This window comes from Micromonospora sp. NPDC048830, assembly GCF_043198215.1.
Taxonomy (GTDB): Bacteria; Actinomycetota; Actinomycetes; order Mycobacteriales; family Micromonosporaceae; genus Micromonospora.
Genome location: NZ_JBICUP010000002.1, coordinates 256,467 through 271,911 on the forward strand (window position 1 = coordinate 256,467; position 15,445 = coordinate 271,911).

Annotated in this window: 17 protein-coding genes and 1 pseudogene; 10 read left to right on the top strand and 8 right to left on the bottom strand. The window is 73.7% G+C overall.

Features of this window, described 5'->3' with window-relative positions; all coding sequences use genetic code 11:
* Positions 1-179: 179 nt before the first annotated feature.
* Both ACGFIZ_RS03580 and ACGFIZ_RS03585 read left to right on the top strand, forming a co-directional pair.
* On the top strand, positions 180-383 hold the full coding sequence (locus ACGFIZ_RS03580) for a cold-shock protein (protein ID WP_347671157.1): 204 nt from the start codon (positions 180-182) through the stop codon (positions 381-383).
* Between the two features lie 232 nt (positions 384-615).
* Positions 616-840, top strand: a complete 225-nt coding sequence (locus tag ACGFIZ_RS03585) for a hypothetical protein (RefSeq protein WP_347671156.1) — start codon at positions 616-618, stop codon at positions 838-840.
* A gap of 70 nt (positions 841-910) precedes the next feature.
* On the opposite strand, the gene ACGFIZ_RS03590 is transcribed toward ACGFIZ_RS03585, so the two are convergent.
* The 4 genes from ACGFIZ_RS03590 to ACGFIZ_RS03605 are packed head-to-tail and all read right to left on the bottom strand — an operon-like array spanning position 911 to position 4,106.
* Positions 911-1,390: an RrF2 family transcriptional regulator gene (locus tag ACGFIZ_RS03590; protein ID WP_393415439.1), complete on the bottom strand. Its 480-nt coding sequence runs from the start codon at positions 1,388-1,390 to the stop codon at positions 911-913.
* Between the two features lie 4 nt (positions 1,391-1,394).
* Positions 1,395-2,279, bottom strand: a complete 885-nt coding sequence (locus ACGFIZ_RS03595; RefSeq protein ID WP_393415441.1) for an ABC transporter permease — start codon at positions 2,277-2,279, stop codon at positions 1,395-1,397.
* Positions 2,269-3,048, bottom strand: coding sequence for an ABC transporter ATP-binding protein (locus tag ACGFIZ_RS03600; RefSeq protein WP_393415443.1), 780 nt, complete (start codon positions 3,046-3,048; stop codon positions 2,269-2,271). The genes ACGFIZ_RS03595 and ACGFIZ_RS03600 overlap by 11 nt, the downstream gene beginning before the upstream one ends.
* The gene (locus ACGFIZ_RS03605) at positions 3,045-4,106 is read right to left on the bottom strand and encodes an ABC transporter substrate-binding protein (protein WP_393415445.1); all 1,062 of its coding nucleotides are present in this window, start codon (positions 4,104-4,106) and stop codon (positions 3,045-3,047) included. The genes ACGFIZ_RS03600 and ACGFIZ_RS03605 overlap by 4 nt, the downstream gene beginning before the upstream one ends.
* Positions 4,107-4,338: 232 nt before the next feature.
* On the opposite strand from ACGFIZ_RS03605, the gene ACGFIZ_RS03610 reads away from it, so the two are divergent.
* From ACGFIZ_RS03610 to nudC, 3 genes are all read left to right on the top strand, one after another.
* Positions 4,339-5,649, top strand: a complete 1,311-nt coding sequence (locus tag ACGFIZ_RS03610; RefSeq protein WP_393415447.1) for a M16 family metallopeptidase — start codon at positions 4,339-4,341, stop codon at positions 5,647-5,649.
* A gap of 118 nt (positions 5,650-5,767) precedes the next feature.
* Positions 5,768-7,114 carry a pitrilysin family protein gene (locus tag ACGFIZ_RS03615; RefSeq protein WP_347671150.1) on the top strand — a complete coding sequence of 449 codons (1,347 nt, stop codon included), beginning with the start codon at positions 5,768-5,770 and terminating at the stop codon, positions 7,112-7,114.
* On the top strand, positions 7,111-8,070 hold the full coding sequence (gene nudC / locus ACGFIZ_RS03620) for an NAD(+) diphosphatase (protein ID WP_393415449.1): 960 nt from the start codon (positions 7,111-7,113) through the stop codon (positions 8,068-8,070). Before ACGFIZ_RS03615 ends, nudC begins: the two co-directional genes overlap by 4 nt.
* Before the next feature lie 194 nt (positions 8,071-8,264).
* On the opposite strand, the gene ACGFIZ_RS03625 is transcribed toward nudC, so the two are convergent.
* The 3 genes from ACGFIZ_RS03625 to ACGFIZ_RS03635 all read right to left on the bottom strand — a co-directional run bounded on the left by ACGFIZ_RS03625 (position 8,265) and on the right by ACGFIZ_RS03635 (position 10,030).
* Positions 8,265-8,519 (bottom strand): hypothetical protein, encoded by a 255-nt coding sequence (locus ACGFIZ_RS03625; RefSeq protein ID WP_393415451.1) that lies wholly within the window; start codon positions 8,517-8,519, stop codon positions 8,265-8,267.
* 215 nt (positions 8,520-8,734) lie between these two features.
* On the bottom strand, positions 8,735-8,974 hold the full coding sequence (locus tag ACGFIZ_RS03630) for a DUF397 domain-containing protein (RefSeq protein ID WP_393415453.1): 240 nt from the start codon (positions 8,972-8,974) through the stop codon (positions 8,735-8,737).
* A gap of 78 nt (positions 8,975-9,052) precedes the next feature.
* Positions 9,053-10,030 carry a helix-turn-helix domain-containing protein gene (locus tag ACGFIZ_RS03635; RefSeq protein WP_393415455.1) on the bottom strand — a complete coding sequence of 326 codons (978 nt, stop codon included), beginning with the start codon at positions 10,028-10,030 and terminating at the stop codon, positions 9,053-9,055.
* Between the two features lie 244 nt (positions 10,031-10,274).
* Here ACGFIZ_RS03635 and ACGFIZ_RS03640 point away from each other — a divergent pair, with 244 nt between their 5' ends.
* On the top strand, positions 10,275-11,612 hold the full coding sequence (locus ACGFIZ_RS03640) for an MFS transporter (RefSeq protein WP_393415457.1): 1,338 nt from the start codon (positions 10,275-10,277) through the stop codon (positions 11,610-11,612).
* Here ACGFIZ_RS03640 and ACGFIZ_RS03645 read toward each other — a convergent pair.
* A complete protein-coding gene (locus tag ACGFIZ_RS03645; RefSeq protein ID WP_347671144.1) occupies positions 11,581-11,823 on the bottom strand; it encodes a mycoredoxin in 243 nt (80 codons plus the stop codon). The genes ACGFIZ_RS03640 and ACGFIZ_RS03645 overlap by 32 nt on opposite strands.
* A gap of 115 nt (positions 11,824-11,938) precedes the next feature.
* Between ACGFIZ_RS03645 and ACGFIZ_RS03650 the strand changes: the two are divergent.
* The 4 genes and pseudogenes from ACGFIZ_RS03650 to ACGFIZ_RS03665 all read left to right on the top strand — a co-directional run.
* Positions 11,939-13,699 (top strand): annotated as a pseudogene (locus ACGFIZ_RS03650) (ATP-dependent helicase); the annotation flags it as partial.
* 12 nt (positions 13,700-13,711) lie between these two features.
* Positions 13,712-14,191 (top strand): HRDC domain-containing protein, encoded by a 480-nt coding sequence (locus ACGFIZ_RS03655; RefSeq protein WP_393415634.1) that lies wholly within the window; start codon positions 13,712-13,714, stop codon positions 14,189-14,191.
* Positions 14,192-14,315: 124 nt separating this feature from the next.
* Positions 14,316-14,567 carry a hypothetical protein gene (locus ACGFIZ_RS03660; RefSeq protein WP_393415459.1) on the top strand — a complete coding sequence of 84 codons (252 nt, stop codon included), beginning with the start codon at positions 14,316-14,318 and terminating at the stop codon, positions 14,565-14,567.
* A 132-nt stretch (positions 14,568-14,699) separates the two neighbouring features.
* A complete protein-coding gene (locus ACGFIZ_RS03665; protein ID WP_347671141.1) occupies positions 14,700-15,065 on the top strand; it encodes a WhiB family transcriptional regulator in 366 nt (121 codons plus the stop codon).
* Positions 15,066-15,445 lie beyond the last annotated feature (380 nt).

Here is a 15,445-nt window from a genome sequence, read left to right on the forward strand (position 1 = left end):
TGTGGTTCCCAGAGACTTCGTGTGCGCCTGGCGGATTATGGCCCCAGGCGCTCTTTGTCGTTTCCGGAGTTCTCCGGGGCGGGGCGACCACCAGCGACAGGTGCGCCACCCGTGGCGCGCTTCCCCTCCGGCCCGCAACAGGTGCGGACCGGAAACGTTCCGTCAAGGAGACGAAACACATGGCAATTGGCACCGTCAAGTGGTTCAACGCTGACAAGGGCTTCGGCTTCATCACCCCGGACGACGGCGGCGCCGACGTCTTCGCCCACTTCTCGGCGATCCAGAGCTCCGGTTACCGCAGCCTGGACGAGAACCAGCGGGTCGAGTTCGACGTGACCCAGGGCCAGAAGGGCCCGCAGGCGGAGAACATCCGCCCGCTCTGAACCAGCTGGCACCCGTACGCCGGGAACGCGTGGCGCCCGTGCGGGCGTGACGACGCGGCCGGCCCGCCCCATAGCGTGGCGGGCCGGCCGCACGCCTTTCCGGTGTGGACCGAGTCGGAAATCGGGCGGGAAAAGGGTCCGATCGACGACTGGCCCGGGCCATTCGCGTGATCGATGCTTGCCGCGGGGGAGCACGGGCCGGCCGGGGGCCGGCCGCGCGGGAGGGGTGACGATGGCCGGCGACGCCGAGTCGGGGGCGGTGCGTGAACTGCTGATGGTGCTGGCGGTCGCGGGGGCGGGACTGCTGCTGGCCATGGTCGCGGCCCTCACGCCGTGGCACCCGGGCCGGGGCGCCCGGCCGCCGTCCGGGGTGGTGGGGCTCCACCACCCGGACGGGCCGGACGGCGGCGACCTTCGCGGCCGTGTCGTCCCGGTGACGGACAGGGCCGCCGGCTGAGCCGGCGGCCTCGCGCCCACCGGCTGAGCGGCCGGTCCTTCTCGGGCGCCAGCCGAGCCCGACGGTGCCGTCAGGCCGTGGGTCGGGCCTCGTGGACGAGCAGGTCGGCCAGGCTGGTCCGGTCGACCACCAGGGCGATCGCCCCGTCCACGGCCAGCCAGACGTCGCGCAGGCCGACGGCCGCCCCGTGGTAGCCGGCGGACCCCGCCGGCTGGCCGCGCACCGAGGTGAGCGACCCGCCGACCGCGCGGAGCACGTCGCCGACGCTGATCGAGTCGGCCGGCCGGGCCAGGGTGTAGCCACCCTCGTTGCCCCGGTGGCTGTGCAGCAGTCCGGCCCGGCGCAGGTCGAGCAGGATGCCCTGGAGGAAGCTCAGCGGGATGTCCTGGCTCTCCGCCAGGGCGGCCGCCTTGACCAGCTCGCCGCCCGGCTCCGGGCCGGCGCCGACCCGCGCGCTGCCGTCGTTCCCGCCCGCCCCGGCCCCCGCCGAGGCGGCGGCGACGGCGAGCATGGCCCGGAGCGCGTACTCGTTGCGCGCGGAGACGTACACGGCGTCACTGCCCGGCCTGGTCCAGTACGCCCCAGCGGCGCCGGATCGCCTGGTCGGCCGCCCCGAACGCGGCGTCGACGAGCAGACCCACCACGAGGATGACGATCATCGTGGAGAGCAGCCACGGCGCGTCCGACAGCTCCCGCGAGTACGTCAGCTGCGCCCCCAGCGAGGTGCTGGAGATGCCGACCACGATCAGCTCGCCGGCCATCAGGCTGCGCCAGGAGAAGGCCCAGCCCTGCTTGAGCCCGGCGACGATGGCGGGCAACGCCGCCGGGGCGACGACGTACCGGTAGAGGTTCAGGCCCCGCGCGCCGACGTTGCGCCCGGCCCGCAGCAGCAGCGGCGGTACGTAGTCGACGCCGCTGATCACCCCGTTGGCGATGGACGGGGCCGCGCCGAGCACCACGACGAAGAAGATGGCCTTCTCGCTCAGCTCGAACAGCAGGATCGCCAGCGGGAACCAGGCGATCGACGGCATGGTCTGCAATGCGGTGATCATCGAGCCGATGGCCGCCCGCAGCACCCGGAAGCGGGCGACGGCCAGCCCGAGGAGCAGGCCGACGCCGACCGAGAAGACGTACCCGACCGCGGCGCGGCGCAGGGTGGTGGCCATGCCCTCCCAGAGCTGCGGCCCGCTGGCCTGGCGCAGCAACTCCTGCCCGACGGTGACCGGCCCGGGCAGCGAGTACGGCGGCCAGATCTCGGCCCACACCACCACCTGCCAGGCGGCGACGGCGATGGCGAGCGCGGCCAGCTTGGGCCAGGTCGCGGCCCAGATCGTGGTGGCCCGGGAGGTCGTCTTCTGCCGGCCGGCGATCTCCAGCGCGTCGAGCCCGGAGATCTCGGCGTCGGCCCGCGGGGTGCCGGTGATGGTGTCACTGGCCATGGCGGCCCACCTCCGTACGCAGCCGGTCGGTGACCTCGGCGGCGATGGCCGCGATCTCGGGAGAGTCGATGCGGCGCGGCCGGGGCACGTCGACCCGGGTGGAGTAGATGATCCGGCCGGGGCGGCTGGACAGCAGGACGATCCGGTCGGCGAGCCGGGCCGCCTCGCGGACGTTGTGGGTGACGAAGAGCACGGTGAGCCGCCGCTCGGACCAGATCCGCTCCAGCTCGTCGTGCAGGATGTCGCGGGTCATCGCGTCGAGCGCGCCGAACGGCTCGTCCATCAGCAGCACCGGGGTGTCCAGGGCGAGGGTGCGGGCCAGGGCGACCCGCTGCCGCATGCCGCCGGAGAGCTGGTGCGGCCGCTTGCGGCCGAAGTCGGCCAGGTGCACCGTACGCAGCAGCTCGGCGATCCGCTCCCGGCGCGCGGCGCGGGGCAGCCGGCGCAGCTTCAGCGGCACGTCGACGTTGCCCTCGACGGTGAGCCACGGGAACAGCGCGGCCTCCTGGAACATCAGCCCCGGCTCCACCCCCTCGCCCAGCTCGATCTGCCCGCCGCTGGGCCGGTCGAGGCCGGCGACCAGGTTGAGCAGGGTGCTCTTGCCGCAGCCGGACGCGCCGACGAGGCAGACGAACTCGCCCGGCTCGACGTCGAGGGAGACCCCGTCCAGGGCGAGGACGGCGTTGCCGCCCTGCCCGTACACCTTGGTCACGCCGCGCAGCGCGACCGAACCGGTCGCGCTGCGCGACGCCGTCGCGGTCGACGTCATGGTTGCGCGACCTCGGTCTTGCCCTGGGCCTTGAGCACCTCGTTGAGGTACGTCAGGTCGTAGAGCCCGTCGAGGCTGACCGGCTGGGTCAGCCCGACGGCGACCGCGTGGTCCAGGCCGGTCTTCAGCGACGAGGCGATCGGGTCGTTGGTGAACTCCAGCGTCGGCCACGCCTGCTTGATCAGCTTCACGTCCAGCGGCTTGCCGGTGATCTTGCCGATGTGGTCGGAGATGGCCTGCTGGGACTCGTCCGGCCTGGTGTTGACGAACTCGTTCGCCGCGACCTGGCCCTCGACCAGTTTTTTCACCACGTCGGGGTGGGCCTTGAGGAACTTGGTGGAGACGATCAGGTTGGTGATGACGAACTTCCTGTCCGGCCAGAGGTCCCGCTCGTCGACGAGCACCTTGCCGCCGGCGTTGACCAGCCGGGAGACGAACGGCTCGGGCACCCAGGCGCCGTCGATCGCGCCGCTGTTGAACGTCTCCACGGTCTGGGCGTTCTCCTGCGGGACCACCTTGACGTCGCCGCCACCCTCCTTGGTGGTGGTCAGGCCCTTCTCCTTGAGCCAGTAGCGCAGGGCGACGTCCTGGGTGTTGCCGAGCTGCGGGGTGGCGATCTTCTTGCCGCGCAGCTGCTCGACCGAGGTGATGTCGGGCTTGACCACCAGCGCCACGCCGCCGGAGGCGGCGCCGGTGACGACCCGGACCGCCTCGCCCTTGGACTTCGAGTAGGCGTTCACCGTCGGGTTCGGACCGATGTACGTGGCGTCGAGCGCGCCGGAGAAGACCGCCTCGATGGCTGCCGGGCCGGCGTTGAAGGTCTTCGTCTCCAGCTTGGCGCTGTTGCCCAGCTTCTCGGCGAAGATGCCCTTCTCCACGCCGACCACCGCCGGGGCGTGGGTGATGTTGGGGAAGTAGCCGAGCCGCAGCGTCACCGGGCCGGAGCCGCCCGAGGCGGCGTCGTCGGTGCCGCAGGCGGCGGTGGTGCCCAGGGCCGCCGTGCCCACCACGGCGAGGGTGGCCAGGGAGGCCAACCGGCGGAAGGGGAGGCGTCTCATATCGCTCGTCCAATCTACAGTATTCCTACTTAGTTGGTAGGAAGACTGGGGCAGGGTTCGGGCTGCGTCAAGGCTCATCCACATGCCGGGACATGGGCTGTCGAATATTCCGCTTTCTCCTGCCTTCTTGCTGGGATATGCGGCGGCGCGCGGCGCGTCCGCACGGGCGGCGCCGACGCAGGCTGCGAGAGGTCACGGGTGCCGGCGGGGCCGAGGCGCTAGGGTCATCTCCGTGGCGGCGCGGAGATCGAGAATTCCAGCGACGAAGTACCCGGTCGAGCGGTTCACCCTCGACAACGGCCTGCGGGTCGTGCTCACCCCCGACCGCAGCGCCCCGGTGATCGGGGTCGCGGTGGTCTACGACGTCGGCATCCGCTCCGAGCCGGAGGGGCGCACGGGCTTCGCCCACCTCTTCGAGCACCTGATGTTCCAGGGCTCGGAGAACCTGGAGAAGCTGGCCCACTTCCGACACGTGCAGGGCGCCGGCGGCACCTTCAACGGCTCCACCCACCACGACTACACCGACTACTTCGAGACCCTGCCGGCGAACGCGCTGGAGCGGGCGCTGTTCCTGGAGGCCGACCGGATGCGCGGCCCGCGGCTGACCGAGGAGAACCTGCGCAACCAGGTCGACGTGGTCAAGGAGGAGATCCGGGTCAACGTGCTGAACCGGCCGTACGGCGGGTTCCCGTGGCTGACCCTGCCGCCGGTCATGTTCGACACCTTCCCGAACGCGCACGACGGCTACGGCTCGTTCGACGACCTGGAGTCGGCGACCGTCGCCGACGCCGCGGACTTTTTCCGCCGCTACTACGCCAGCGGCAACGCCGTCCTCGCCGTCAGCGGGGACATCGACGTGGCCGAGGCGACGGAGCTGATCGGGCGGCACTTCGGGGACGTGCCCGCCCGGCCCGCGCCCGAGCGGCCCGACTTCGGCGAGCCCGACCTGACCGCCGAGCGGCGTCAGGCGTACACCGACGCGCTGGCCCCGCTGCCCGCGGTGGCCTCCGCCTGGCGGGTGCCCGACCCGATCACCGACTTCGCCGGCTACCTGCCCTACGTGGTGCTCGCCGAGGTGCTCACCGACGGCGACGCGTCCCGCCTGGTCGAGCGGCTGGTCCACCGGGACCGCACGGTGACCAGCATCGGCGGGTACGTCGGCTTCATGGGCGACCCGTTCGACGTGCGCGACCCGACCGCGCTGCTGCTCCAGTCGCACCTGCCGCCCGGCGGCGACGTGGACAAGGTGCTGCGCACGATCGACGAGGAGCTGGACCGGCTGGCCACCGACGGCCTCGCGGCCGGCGAGCTGGCCCGCACCCAGGCCAGGATGGCCACCCACCTGCTGCGCGACACCGACGCGGTGCTCGGCCGGGCCCTGCGGATGGCCGTGCTGGAGCAGCAGCGCGGCGAGCCGGGCCTGCTCAACGACCTGCCCCGGCTGGTCGGGGAGGTCACCGAGGAGCAGGTACGCTCCGCCGCCGCCACCCTGCGGCCCCAGCGCCGCGCGTCCATCGAGGTCATCGCCGGAGGTGTCCGGTGAGCGCGAGGAGTGAGCCGGGTTTGCGAGCCCCGCAGTCGCGAACGAATGCGGGTCCGGTGAGCGCGAGGAGTGAGCCGGGTTTGCGAGCCCCGCAGTCGCGAACGAAGAGGAGCCAGGTGTGAGCGTGACCGCCCCGCCCTCGCCGCGGCCGCTGCCGCCGCTCGGGCCGAACCGCAGGCTGAAGCTGCCGAAGCAGGCCGAACGCACCCTCGCCAACGGGCTCACCGTCATCGCGGTGCGCCGCCCGGCGATCCCCCTGGTCGAGGTGCGGCTGTGGATGCCGGCCGGCCGGACCCACCTGGCCCGGGGCGCGCTGCTCGCGCAGACCATGCTCTCGGGCACGCAGACCATGACCAGCGTGCAGATCGCCGCCGAGCTGCAGGCCGTCGGCGGCGGGCTCTCCGCCGGCATCGACCCGGACCGGCTGATGCTCTCCGGCGCCGGCCTGGTCACCGGCCTGGACCGGATGCTGGAGATCCTGGCCGAGGTGCTGACCGGGGCGGCGTACCCGGGCAAGGAGGTGGGCACCGAGCGGGACCGGCTGGTCGACCGGATCCAGGTGGCGCAGAGCCAGCCGGCCCACCTGGCCCGTACCGCCCTGCTGAAGCGGATCTACGGCCGGCACCCGTACGCCGTGCAGACCCCGGAGCCGGAACAGGTTCGCGCGGTCGGGCCGGCGGTGTTGCGCCGGCTGCACGCCGAGCGGGTGCATCCGGCCGACGCCGTGCTGGTGCTGGTCGGCGACGTGCAGCCGGAGCGGGCGCTGGACGCCGCGGAGAAGGCCCTCGGGGCCTGGACCGGGGCCGGCCACACCGCCGAGCTGCCGCCCGCCCCGCCGCTGGAGCCCGGCCCGCTGCTGCTGGTCGACCGGCCCGGCTCGGTGCAGTCGTCGCTGCGGGTCGCGCTGCCGGCGGTGCCGCGCACCCACCCCGACCACGCGGCGCTGCAACTGGCGAACCTGGTGTTCGGCGGCTACTTCTCGTCCCGCTGGGTGGAGAACATCCGCGAGGACAAGGGGTACACCTACGGGCCGCACTCGCTGGTCGAGCACTCGGTGGCGGGGTCGGTGCTGGTCGCCGCCGCCGAGGTGGCCACCGAGGTCACCGCGCCGGCGCTGCTGGAGACGATGTACGAGCTGGGCCGGCTCGCGACCCTGCCGCCGAAGCCGGACGAGCTGGAGCAGGCCCGGCAGTACGCCCTCGGCACCCTCCAGCTCGGCATGTCCACGCAGGCCGGGCTGGCGTCGCTGGTCAGCGCGTACGCCGGCAACGGGCTGCGCCTGGACTTCCTCGCCGAGCACGCGGCGCGGCTGGCGAAGGCCACCGCCGACGACGTGGCCGAGGCGGCGCAGCGCTACCTCGCCCCGGCGCAGGCGGTCACCGTCGTGCTGGGCGACGCCGAGCGGGTCGCCCCCGCGTTGTCCGCCCTCGTCCCCGTGCGCACCGAGCCGGTCGGGACGGAGTGAGCGGGGAGACAACGCCGCCGCTGGCCCGGTCCACCCTGAATCGGGCGGCGCACCGGCGTACCGACCCGGGCTGGCTGGCCGAGGCGTGGGAACGGGCGCGGGTGCTGGTGCTCGACTCGGCCAGGGAGGGGCGGGCCCTGGTCCGGGTCGGCCCCCGGCCGGAGTTGGTGCTCGTCGGCCCCGCCGACGTGCCGCGGGACCCCCGCGCGGTGCCGATGTTCCTCGGCGTCGAGGCCGACGACGTTCCGGTCTTCGCGGTGGACGCCCCGCTGCCGGAGCTGCCGGACACCCGGGCGGCGGGCCTGCGCGAGGTCGGACACCTGCTGCCCGACCGGGACGCCGGTATCTTCACGACCGCGCTGGCCCTGACCAACTGGCACGGCGGGCACGGCTACTCCTCCGCCACGGGGGAACCGACGCGGGCGGACGAGGGCGGGTGGTCCCGGGTCGCGCCAACCGGGGAGCGGGTCTGGCCGCGTACCGACCCGGCGATGATCGTGCTGGTGCACGACGGGGTGCCCGGCCCCGAGGGCCGCTGTCTGCTCGGCAACAACGCCACCTGGCCGAGCGCCCCGGGGCGGCGCCGCTACTCCTGCCTGGCCGGCTACGTCGAGCCCGGGGAGTCGGCCGAGGCCGCCGTGCTCCGCGAGGTCCGCGAGGAGGTCGGCGTGCCGGTGGAACGGCTCGTGTACGCCGGCAGCCAGTCCTGGCCGTTCCCCGGCTCGCTGATGCTGGGCTTCCTCGCCCGGGCCGACCCGGAGCACCCGGTGCGCGTCGACCCGGCCGAGATCGCGCACGCCCGATGGTTCACCCGCCGTGAGGTCGGCGCGGCGCTGGCCGGGCGGCCGGTGGACGTGGGGGCGGGCGACGGGCTCGTCCTGCCGCCGCCGTCGTCGATCGCCCTTTTCCTGGTGCATCGTTGGCTGGACGGCTGGGTGGAGCCCTGCGAGCACTGAGTCGGCGGGCCGGTCGGGACCGTTGACCGGGCGGGCGGACGTGTGGGTCTGCGGCCCGGGCGGGCGGGCGGCCGGCGGGGTGGCCCCGGCCCGGAACCGCCGTTGCCGCGACGGTGCCGGGCCGGGAACCCGGGCCGTCCTGATCGGGTGGGGCGAACAACGCGGCGGGGGAGCCGGCCCGAGCAGGACGCACGTTAGTGGACGGAGCTGTCGCCGGGGTCGTCGAGCGGGAGCACCTTGACCCGTTGGCGGCCGCGGCGGACGGCGCCCACCGTGGCCAGGGCCCGGGCCAGGAGCAGGGCGGCCTCCCGGTCCTCGGCATGGACGACCTGGCGGCGCGGCTCCGGCGCGGTCGTCTCGTCCCGCAGCCGGCCGCCGCCGGCCCAGGCGGCCGCGAGGTCGGCGTCGGCGGCGGCGCGGATGTCGGTACGAACGATCAGGAACCGCATGGGTGTCTCCGGATGCGATCGTGGCGGACGGGTACTCAGTGGAAGTTCCACGTCACTCTTTCGACATGTTACGCCCGGGCCTCGTCCCAGCAAGTGAAACACGACGATTGATTCCAAGGCTCGCCTGATCGGATGATGCCTGGTCAGCGGTGCTGTGTCCCGGACAGACGAGGGGGCCGCCGGCGCCCGCCGACGGCCCCGTACGGGTCAGGGGATCAGCTCAGGTCGAACTGCCCCGCCTTCGTGCCGGCGATGAACCCGTGCCAACCGGCCCGGTCGAACAGCAGCACCGGGCCGCCGCGGTCCTTGCTGTCGCGCAGGGCGACCGCGGCAGGGCCCTCGCGTAGCGGGGCCACCTCGACGCAGTTGGAGGTCTGGCTGCGGGTGCTCGTCCGCCATGGTGCGTCGGCGAGCTGCCGGGCGAGGGCGGATGGTGTGTTGCGGATCTCGTTCATGGTCTGCTCCTGACTGAACTGTTCCGATGGAACGAGTGGCGCGCCGTACGCCCGGCCGGGGCGGGTCCCGGGGTGCGATCACCGATCCGTCAGGCGTCCGGACTGCCGGCGGCGTTGGGCCGGCGCCGTTGCCGGCCCGTGGGCCGCCGTGGACGGGCCTGCCGTCCCGGGCAGCCGCCCCGTCGCCTCGATGAGCCAGGAGAGGGTGTCCGATGCGGAGAGCGCCGCCGAGCATAGCCACTCGAACACCACTTTATAGCTATTTAAGGCGTTTGCCTCGGTTGACATGGCGTTGGTGAAGCCACCTTCGATCGCCAGCGTCTCCGGATCGAGGGGGTCGGCGAACCGGTAGACCGAGAACGCGGTCGGGGGGAGGTACCACTCGCCGACCGGGGTGTCCCACGGCAGCAGGTGCAGGGTGACGTTCGGCAGCACGGCCAGCTCGCACAGTTGCACCAGTTGCTCCCGGAGCACTTCCGGCGGGCCGGCCCGCCGGCCCAGGGCCGCCTCCTCCAGCACCGCCGTGTAGCGCGGCGCGTCGGGCCGGGTCAGCAGCGACTGGCGGGCCAGCCGGGCGGCCACCTCGGTCTCCGGGGTGTCGCCGGGCTCCGTGTCGCCCGCACCGGACTCGACGAGACGGGCGGAGACGATCCGCAGCCGGGCGTACCCGGGGGTCTGCAACAGGCCGGGGACCAGGACGGGGTTGTACTCCCGGATCTCCGCGCACCCCGCCTCCAGCTCGGCGAAGCTGCGCTGCTGCTGGGTCATCACCGGGTAGCGCTTCAGCCAGCCGCGCATGTCGCCGGCCTCGCGGGTGATGCCGAGCAGCTCCTCGTGCAGCTCGGTGGGGGCGTCGTACAGGTCGAGCAGGCTGGCCACGTCGTCCGGGTCGGGTCGGCTGCGGCCGTTCTCCAGTCGGGACAGTTTGGATGCGGAGGCCCAGCCGATCCGCTCGATGACCTGTTCCCCGGTGAGACCGGCGGCCTCGCGCAGTCGGCGTAGCTCGGTGCCCAACCTGCGGCGACGCAGGATCGGGCTCGGTCCGGCAGGAGGCACGGTGTCCTCTTCTCCGTCAACCGTCGCGAGACACGACGGTAACTGTATGAAATTCGCCCCCCACGGCCAGTATGGACGTCACGGCCGATGTGGGAAGTCCTCGGCGGGCGCGTGTCTCGCAGAAAAGAGCTGGCCGAGCAGGTGGCGCGGCCTCACTGGGACTCCGCGTGCCGCGCGAGCGGCACGGCCCTACTGGGACCCCGCGTGCCGCGCGAGCGGCACGGCCCTACTGGAGAGGATTCCGATGCGTACCGTCCTGCGCCGCCCCGACTTCCGCCTGTTGTTCGGCGCGCTGGTGGCCAGCATGGCCGCCGAGTCGATCCTGCTGCTCGCCCTCGCGATCTGGGTGAAGGACCTGACCGGCTCCGACGGGCTGGCCGGGGCCACCATCTTCGCGATCGTCGCGCCGATGGTGCTCGCGCCGCTGGTCGGCTGGGCGGTCGACCGGTACCCCCGCCGGCCCCTCTTCGTCGCCGCGAACCTGGCCACCGCCGCCCTGCTCACGCCGCTGTTCGCGATCTCCGACAGCGGCGACGTCTGGCTCGTCTACGTGGTCGCGGCGCTGTACGGGCTGTCGTACCTGACGGTGAGCGCCCTGCTCAGCGGGCTGATCCGGCAGCTCGTCCCCGGCGAACTGCTCGCGGACGCCAACGGTGCGCTGCAGACGGTGCGGCAGGCGCTGCGGCTCGTCGGCCCGCTCGCCGGAGCCGCGCTGTACGCCGCGGTCGGCGGCTGGCTGCTCGCCGCGCTGGCGATGACCGGGTTCGGTACGGCCGCCGCCGTGGTCGCCCTGCTCCGGGTGCCCGAGACGCCGCCGGCCGGCGCCGACCTGCGCTGGCCCGCCGAGCTGGGGGCGGGGCTGCGGCACCTGGTCGGCGAGCCCGCGCTGCGCCGGGCGCTGCTGGGCTACGGGCTCGGTTCGCTGGTGATGGGCTTCACCGAGTCGCTGATCTTCGCGTACGTCGACCAGGGGCTGCGCCGCGACGCCGCGTTCGTCGGCGTGCTGGTGGCCGTGCAGGGCGTCGGCGGGCTGGTCGGCGGGCTGCTCTCCGCCGACCTGGTGCGCCGCGCCGGTGAGGTCGGGGTGCTGGCCGCCGGGGTGATGCTGTTCGGCCCGGCCGCGCTCGCGCTGGCGTACCCCCGGCTCTGGCTCGGGGTCGCGGCGCTGCTGCTGGCCGGGCTCTCGCTGCCGCTGATCATGGTGGGGTTGAACACCCTCATCCAGCGGCGCACCCCGGCCGGCCTGCTGGGCCGGGTGGCGGCGGCGTCCGAGGCCGTGGTCAGCGGGCCGCAGGCGGTCTCCATCGGTGGCGGCGCGCTGCTCGTCGGCGTGTTCGACTACCGCCTGCTCTTCGTGCTGGTCGGCGTGGCGACCACCGCCGCGGGCGCCTTCCTCTGGCGCGGTCGCCGGTTGTCCGCCCCCGTCCCGTCCCCGCGCGCCCAGGGGCGGAACGGGAAGAGTGGCCGACCCGGGCGGGACGGCCACTCTTCGCGGGAACGTGTCCGTGCGCGCCTCCCCCGTGCGCGCGCCCCCGAGCGGGGGCCGGTGGTCAGCTCGCGAGGCCCGCGAGGTGCTGCTTGACCTGGGTGATGGACGGGTTGGTCAGGGCGCTCCCGTCGGCGAAGCGCAGCGTCGGGACGGTCTGGTTGCCGCCGTTGACGCTCATCACGAACTCCGCCGCCTTCGTGTCCTGCTCGATGTCGACCACCTCGTACGCGATGCCCTCCCGGTCGAGCTGCGACTTGAGCCGGTGGCAGTAGCCGCACCACGGCGTGGAATACATCGTCAACATGATCTGGTCCTCCAAGATCCGTACGACCCGGCCAGTCAGGCCAGGCTAACCGCTGCAACATCGGCCGGAGCTGAGATGATTCCACGCTGTGGGGGTTCACTCAGCGGCGGAGCGGGTGCTCGCCGGGCTCGACCCGGAGCAGCGCTCCGCGGTGACCGCCCCGGCCGGCCCGGTGTGCATCCTCGCCGGCGCCGGCACCGGCAAGACCAGGGCGATCACCTCGCGGATCGCCCACCGGGCGCTCACCGGCCAGGTGTCCCCCCGGCACGTGCTCGCGGTGACCTTCACCGCCCGGGCCGCCGCCGAGATGCGCAGCCGGCTCACCGCGCTGGGGGTGGCCGGTGTGCAGGCGCGCACGTTCCACGCCGCCGCCCTGCGCCAGGTGCGCTACTTCGCCCCGCGCCTGCTCCAGGGGCGGGCCATGCCGGAACTGCTGGACAGCAAGGTCCGCCTGGTCACCCTGGCCGCCGCCCGGGCCGGGCTGCGGACCGACCGGGCCGCCGCCCGGGACCTGGCCGGCGAGATCGAGTGGGCCAAGTCGTCCCTGGTCGAGCCGGGGGAGTACGTCGTCGCGGCGGCCAAGGCGCTGCGCGAGACGCCGCACGAGCCCGCGAAGGTGGCCGAGGTCTTCACGGCGTACGAGCGGCTCAAGCGGGCCAACGGGGTGATCGACTTCGAGGACATCCTGCGCGCGGCGGTGTGGGGCATCGAGGAGCACCCGGACGTCGCCGAGCAGGTCCGCGCCCAGTACCGGCACTTCGTGGTCGACGAGTACCAGGACGTCAACCCGCTGCAGCAGCGGCTGCTGGAGGCGTGGCTCGGCGGCCGCAACGACCTGACCGTCGTCGGCGACGCCAGCCAGACCATCTACTCGTTCACCGGGGCCACCTCGGCGTACCTGGTCGACTTTCCCCGCCGGCACCGCGACGCGACGGTGGTCCGGCTGGTCCGCGACTACCGGTCCACCCCGCAGGTGGTCGGGCTGGCCAACGCGGTGATCTCCCAGGCCCGGGGCACCGAGGCGCGGTTGCGGCTGGAGCTGCGCGGCCAGCGCCCGCCCGGCCCGGAGCCCGAGCTGCGGATCTTCACCGACGAGCCGGCCGAGGCCGCCGCCGTGGCGGCCCGCTGCCGGGCCCTGGTCGACGGCGGCACCCCGGCCCGGGAGATCGCCGTGCTGTTCCGCGCGAACGCGCAGTCCGAGGCGTACGAGAAGGCGCTCACCGAGGCCGAGGTGCCGTACGTGGTGCAGGGCGCCGAGCGGTTCTTCGAGCGGGCCGAGGTGCGCCAGGCGATGGTGGCGCTGCGGGCCGCGACCCGCGCGATCCCGGGGGAGACCCCGCTGCGGGACGCCGTGGTGGAGGGGCTGTCGGCGGTCGGCTGGGCGCCGGACGCCGCCCCGGCGGGCGGGGCCGCCCGGGAGCGCTGGGAGGCCCTCGCCGCCCTGGTTGAGCTCGCCGAGGAGTACGCGGCCACGCCACCGGCGAGCGCGAGGAGTGAGCTTGCGAGCCCCGCAGTCGCGAGCGAAAGGCAGGCATCGGCGAGCGCGAGGAGTGAGCTTGCGAGCCCCGCAGTCGCGAGCGAAAGACAGGTACAGGTGCTGCCGATCGGCGAGGCCGCCGCCGTGGAGCGCCCGGTGACGCTGGCCGACTTCAACGAGGAACTGGCCCGGCGGGCCGCCGCCCAGCACGTGCCGACGGTGGAGGGGGTGACCCTGGCGTCCCTGCACTCCGCGAAGGGTCTGGAGTGGGATGCGGTGTTCCTCGTCGGCCTCTCCGAGGGCACCCTGCCCACGTCGTACGCGCGCACGCCCGACCAGGTCGAGGAGGAGCGTCGGCTGCTCTACGTCGGGATCACCCGGGCCCGCGAGTGGCTCTGGCTGTCGTACGCGGTGGCCCGCTCGCCGGGCGGGCGGGCCCGGCGGCCTTCCCGGTTCCTGCCCCAGCTCGACCGCACCGGCGGCGGGACGGAGCGGGCCGGCGCGGCGGCGGTCGCCCGGCGCGGGGAGCGCCGCCGCCCGCAGGTCGTCTCCTGTCGGATCTGCGGCGCGACCCTGCTCGCCGGCCCGGACCGCAAGCTGGGCCGCTGCCCCACCTGCCCGTCCGACATCGACCAGGACCTGTACGAGCGGCTGCGCGAGTGGCGGGCCCGGGTGGCCGGCGCGCAGAAGGTCCCGGCGTACGTGGTGTTCACCGACGCCACCATCACCGCGCTGGCGGAACGGCGGCCCGCCCGGCCCGAGGAGCTGATCGCGATCGCCGGGATCGGGCCCCGCAAGCTCGGCCTGTACGGCGAGCCGGTGCTGGCCTTGGTGGGGGGCGCGGCGGTCGACGACGTCTGCCCGGAGAAAACTTTCAAAATCGAGCCGTAAATTCGTTTGCCCTCGCCCCCGGGCGAGGAATAGCCTCAGGACACACCACGCGAGCGGCGCCATTCGCGCTGCTCACGGGGTGCGGGACCAGTCGGCTTTCGAGGAACGTGAGGGGGTGGCACCGATGGAGATCTTCACCTATGAGCGTCCGGCGGCGCTGCCTGCCGCCTTCGCTCCACTGTCGGCTGTCCGGGTGGCCCCTGCCGCCCGACCGTCGGTTCCGCAGGTGCACCAGGTCCTGGATCAGGCCGAGCTGATCCTCGCGACCGCACCGAGCGGAATCGAGGGGACCAGTGGCTTCACGGGCATGGGTATCGGCGGCGCCAACAAGCGCACGGATGTCCGCGGCGTTCCACCTCGAGGTAGACCGGTCTGATCATCAGGCCACCGGCTCACCTCGAGGCCGCGGAACCCGCACACCGGGATCCGCGGCCTCAGTTTTTTGTCCCGTCGAAGTACGTCGGAAATCCGATCCACGAGATCGAAGTGAGAGAGAGGTGACCGGGAGATGAGTCTGGCGTTGGCCCCCCTCGACGTGAGCGTCGAGCTGGAGGCGAACCTGCCCTGCCGGAAGTTCGACCCCGACCTGTGGTTCTCCGACTCGCCCACCGAGCTCGAGCTGGCCAAGTCGCTCTGCGGGGACTGCCCGCTGCGCGTCGAGTGCCTCGCCGGCGCGGTCGAGCGGGCCGAGCCCTGGGGCGTCTGGGGCGGCGAGATCTTCGAGCGTGGCGCGGTCGTCCCGCGCAAGCGGCCCCGGGGCCGCCCGCGCAAGGAGGACGTCGCGCGTGACGCCGCGCTGAAGGTCGAGGCCGAGGCGCGCCTGGCAGCCAGTGGGCTGTCCCAGAAGCGCAACGCGGTCCGGCTGGCTGCCTGACAACCCCGATCCGCACGACCCCGCCGGTGCCACACCGGCCGCGAGAAAGCTGAGAGAGATGCTGCACCTGCCCAATGGAGCCGTCGAGATGCAACTACTCAACGAAGCGTTGTCCCGGGCCCGAATGCCCCGGCCTCAGGCCGGCACCACCACGAGCACTGAGGCAACCCGATCCGCCCGTACCGTCGCCGCGAGCGGCCGCACCCGAGCGGCCCGCGACCTGGGCGTCCTGTAACCGACCACGACACGCGCGGGGGCGGGGCGGGCCCCCCGCCGGGGCCCCCCCCCCCCCCCGGCCCCGGGCCCCCCCCCCCCCCGGGGGCCCCCCCCCCCCGCCCCCCCCCCCCCCCCCGGGGCCCCCCCCCCCCCCCCCCGCCCCC

Coding starts and splice junctions, on each gene's coding strand:
- ACGFIZ_RS03580 (WP_347671157.1), top strand. CDS start 180: ATGGCAATTGGCACCGTCAAGTGGTTCAACGCTGACAAGGGCTTCGGC.
- ACGFIZ_RS03585 (WP_347671156.1), top strand. CDS start 616: ATGGCCGGCGACGCCGAGTCGGGGGCGGTGCGTGAACTGCTGATGGTG.
- ACGFIZ_RS03595 (WP_393415441.1), bottom strand. CDS start 2,279: ATGGCCAGTGACACCATCACCGGCACCCCGCGGGCCGACGCCGAGATC.
- ACGFIZ_RS03600 (WP_393415443.1), bottom strand. CDS start 3,048: ATGACGTCGACCGCGACGGCGTCGCGCAGCGCGACCGGTTCGGTCGCG.
- ACGFIZ_RS03605 (WP_393415445.1), bottom strand. CDS start 4,106: ATGAGACGCCTCCCCTTCCGCCGGTTGGCCTCCCTGGCCACCCTCGCC.
- ACGFIZ_RS03625 (WP_393415451.1), bottom strand. CDS start 8,519: ATGCGGTTCCTGATCGTTCGTACCGACATCCGCGCCGCCGCCGACGCC.
- ACGFIZ_RS03630 (WP_393415453.1), bottom strand. CDS start 8,974: ATGAACGAGATCCGCAACACACCATCCGCCCTCGCCCGGCAGCTCGCC.
- ACGFIZ_RS03640 (WP_393415457.1), top strand. CDS start 10,275: ATGCGTACCGTCCTGCGCCGCCCCGACTTCCGCCTGTTGTTCGGCGCG.
- ACGFIZ_RS03645 (WP_347671144.1), bottom strand. CDS start 11,823: ATGTTGACGATGTATTCCACGCCGTGGTGCGGCTACTGCCACCGGCTC.
- ACGFIZ_RS03660 (WP_393415459.1), top strand. CDS start 14,316: ATGGAGATCTTCACCTATGAGCGTCCGGCGGCGCTGCCTGCCGCCTTC.
- ACGFIZ_RS03665 (WP_347671141.1), top strand. CDS start 14,700: ATGAGTCTGGCGTTGGCCCCCCTCGACGTGAGCGTCGAGCTGGAGGCG.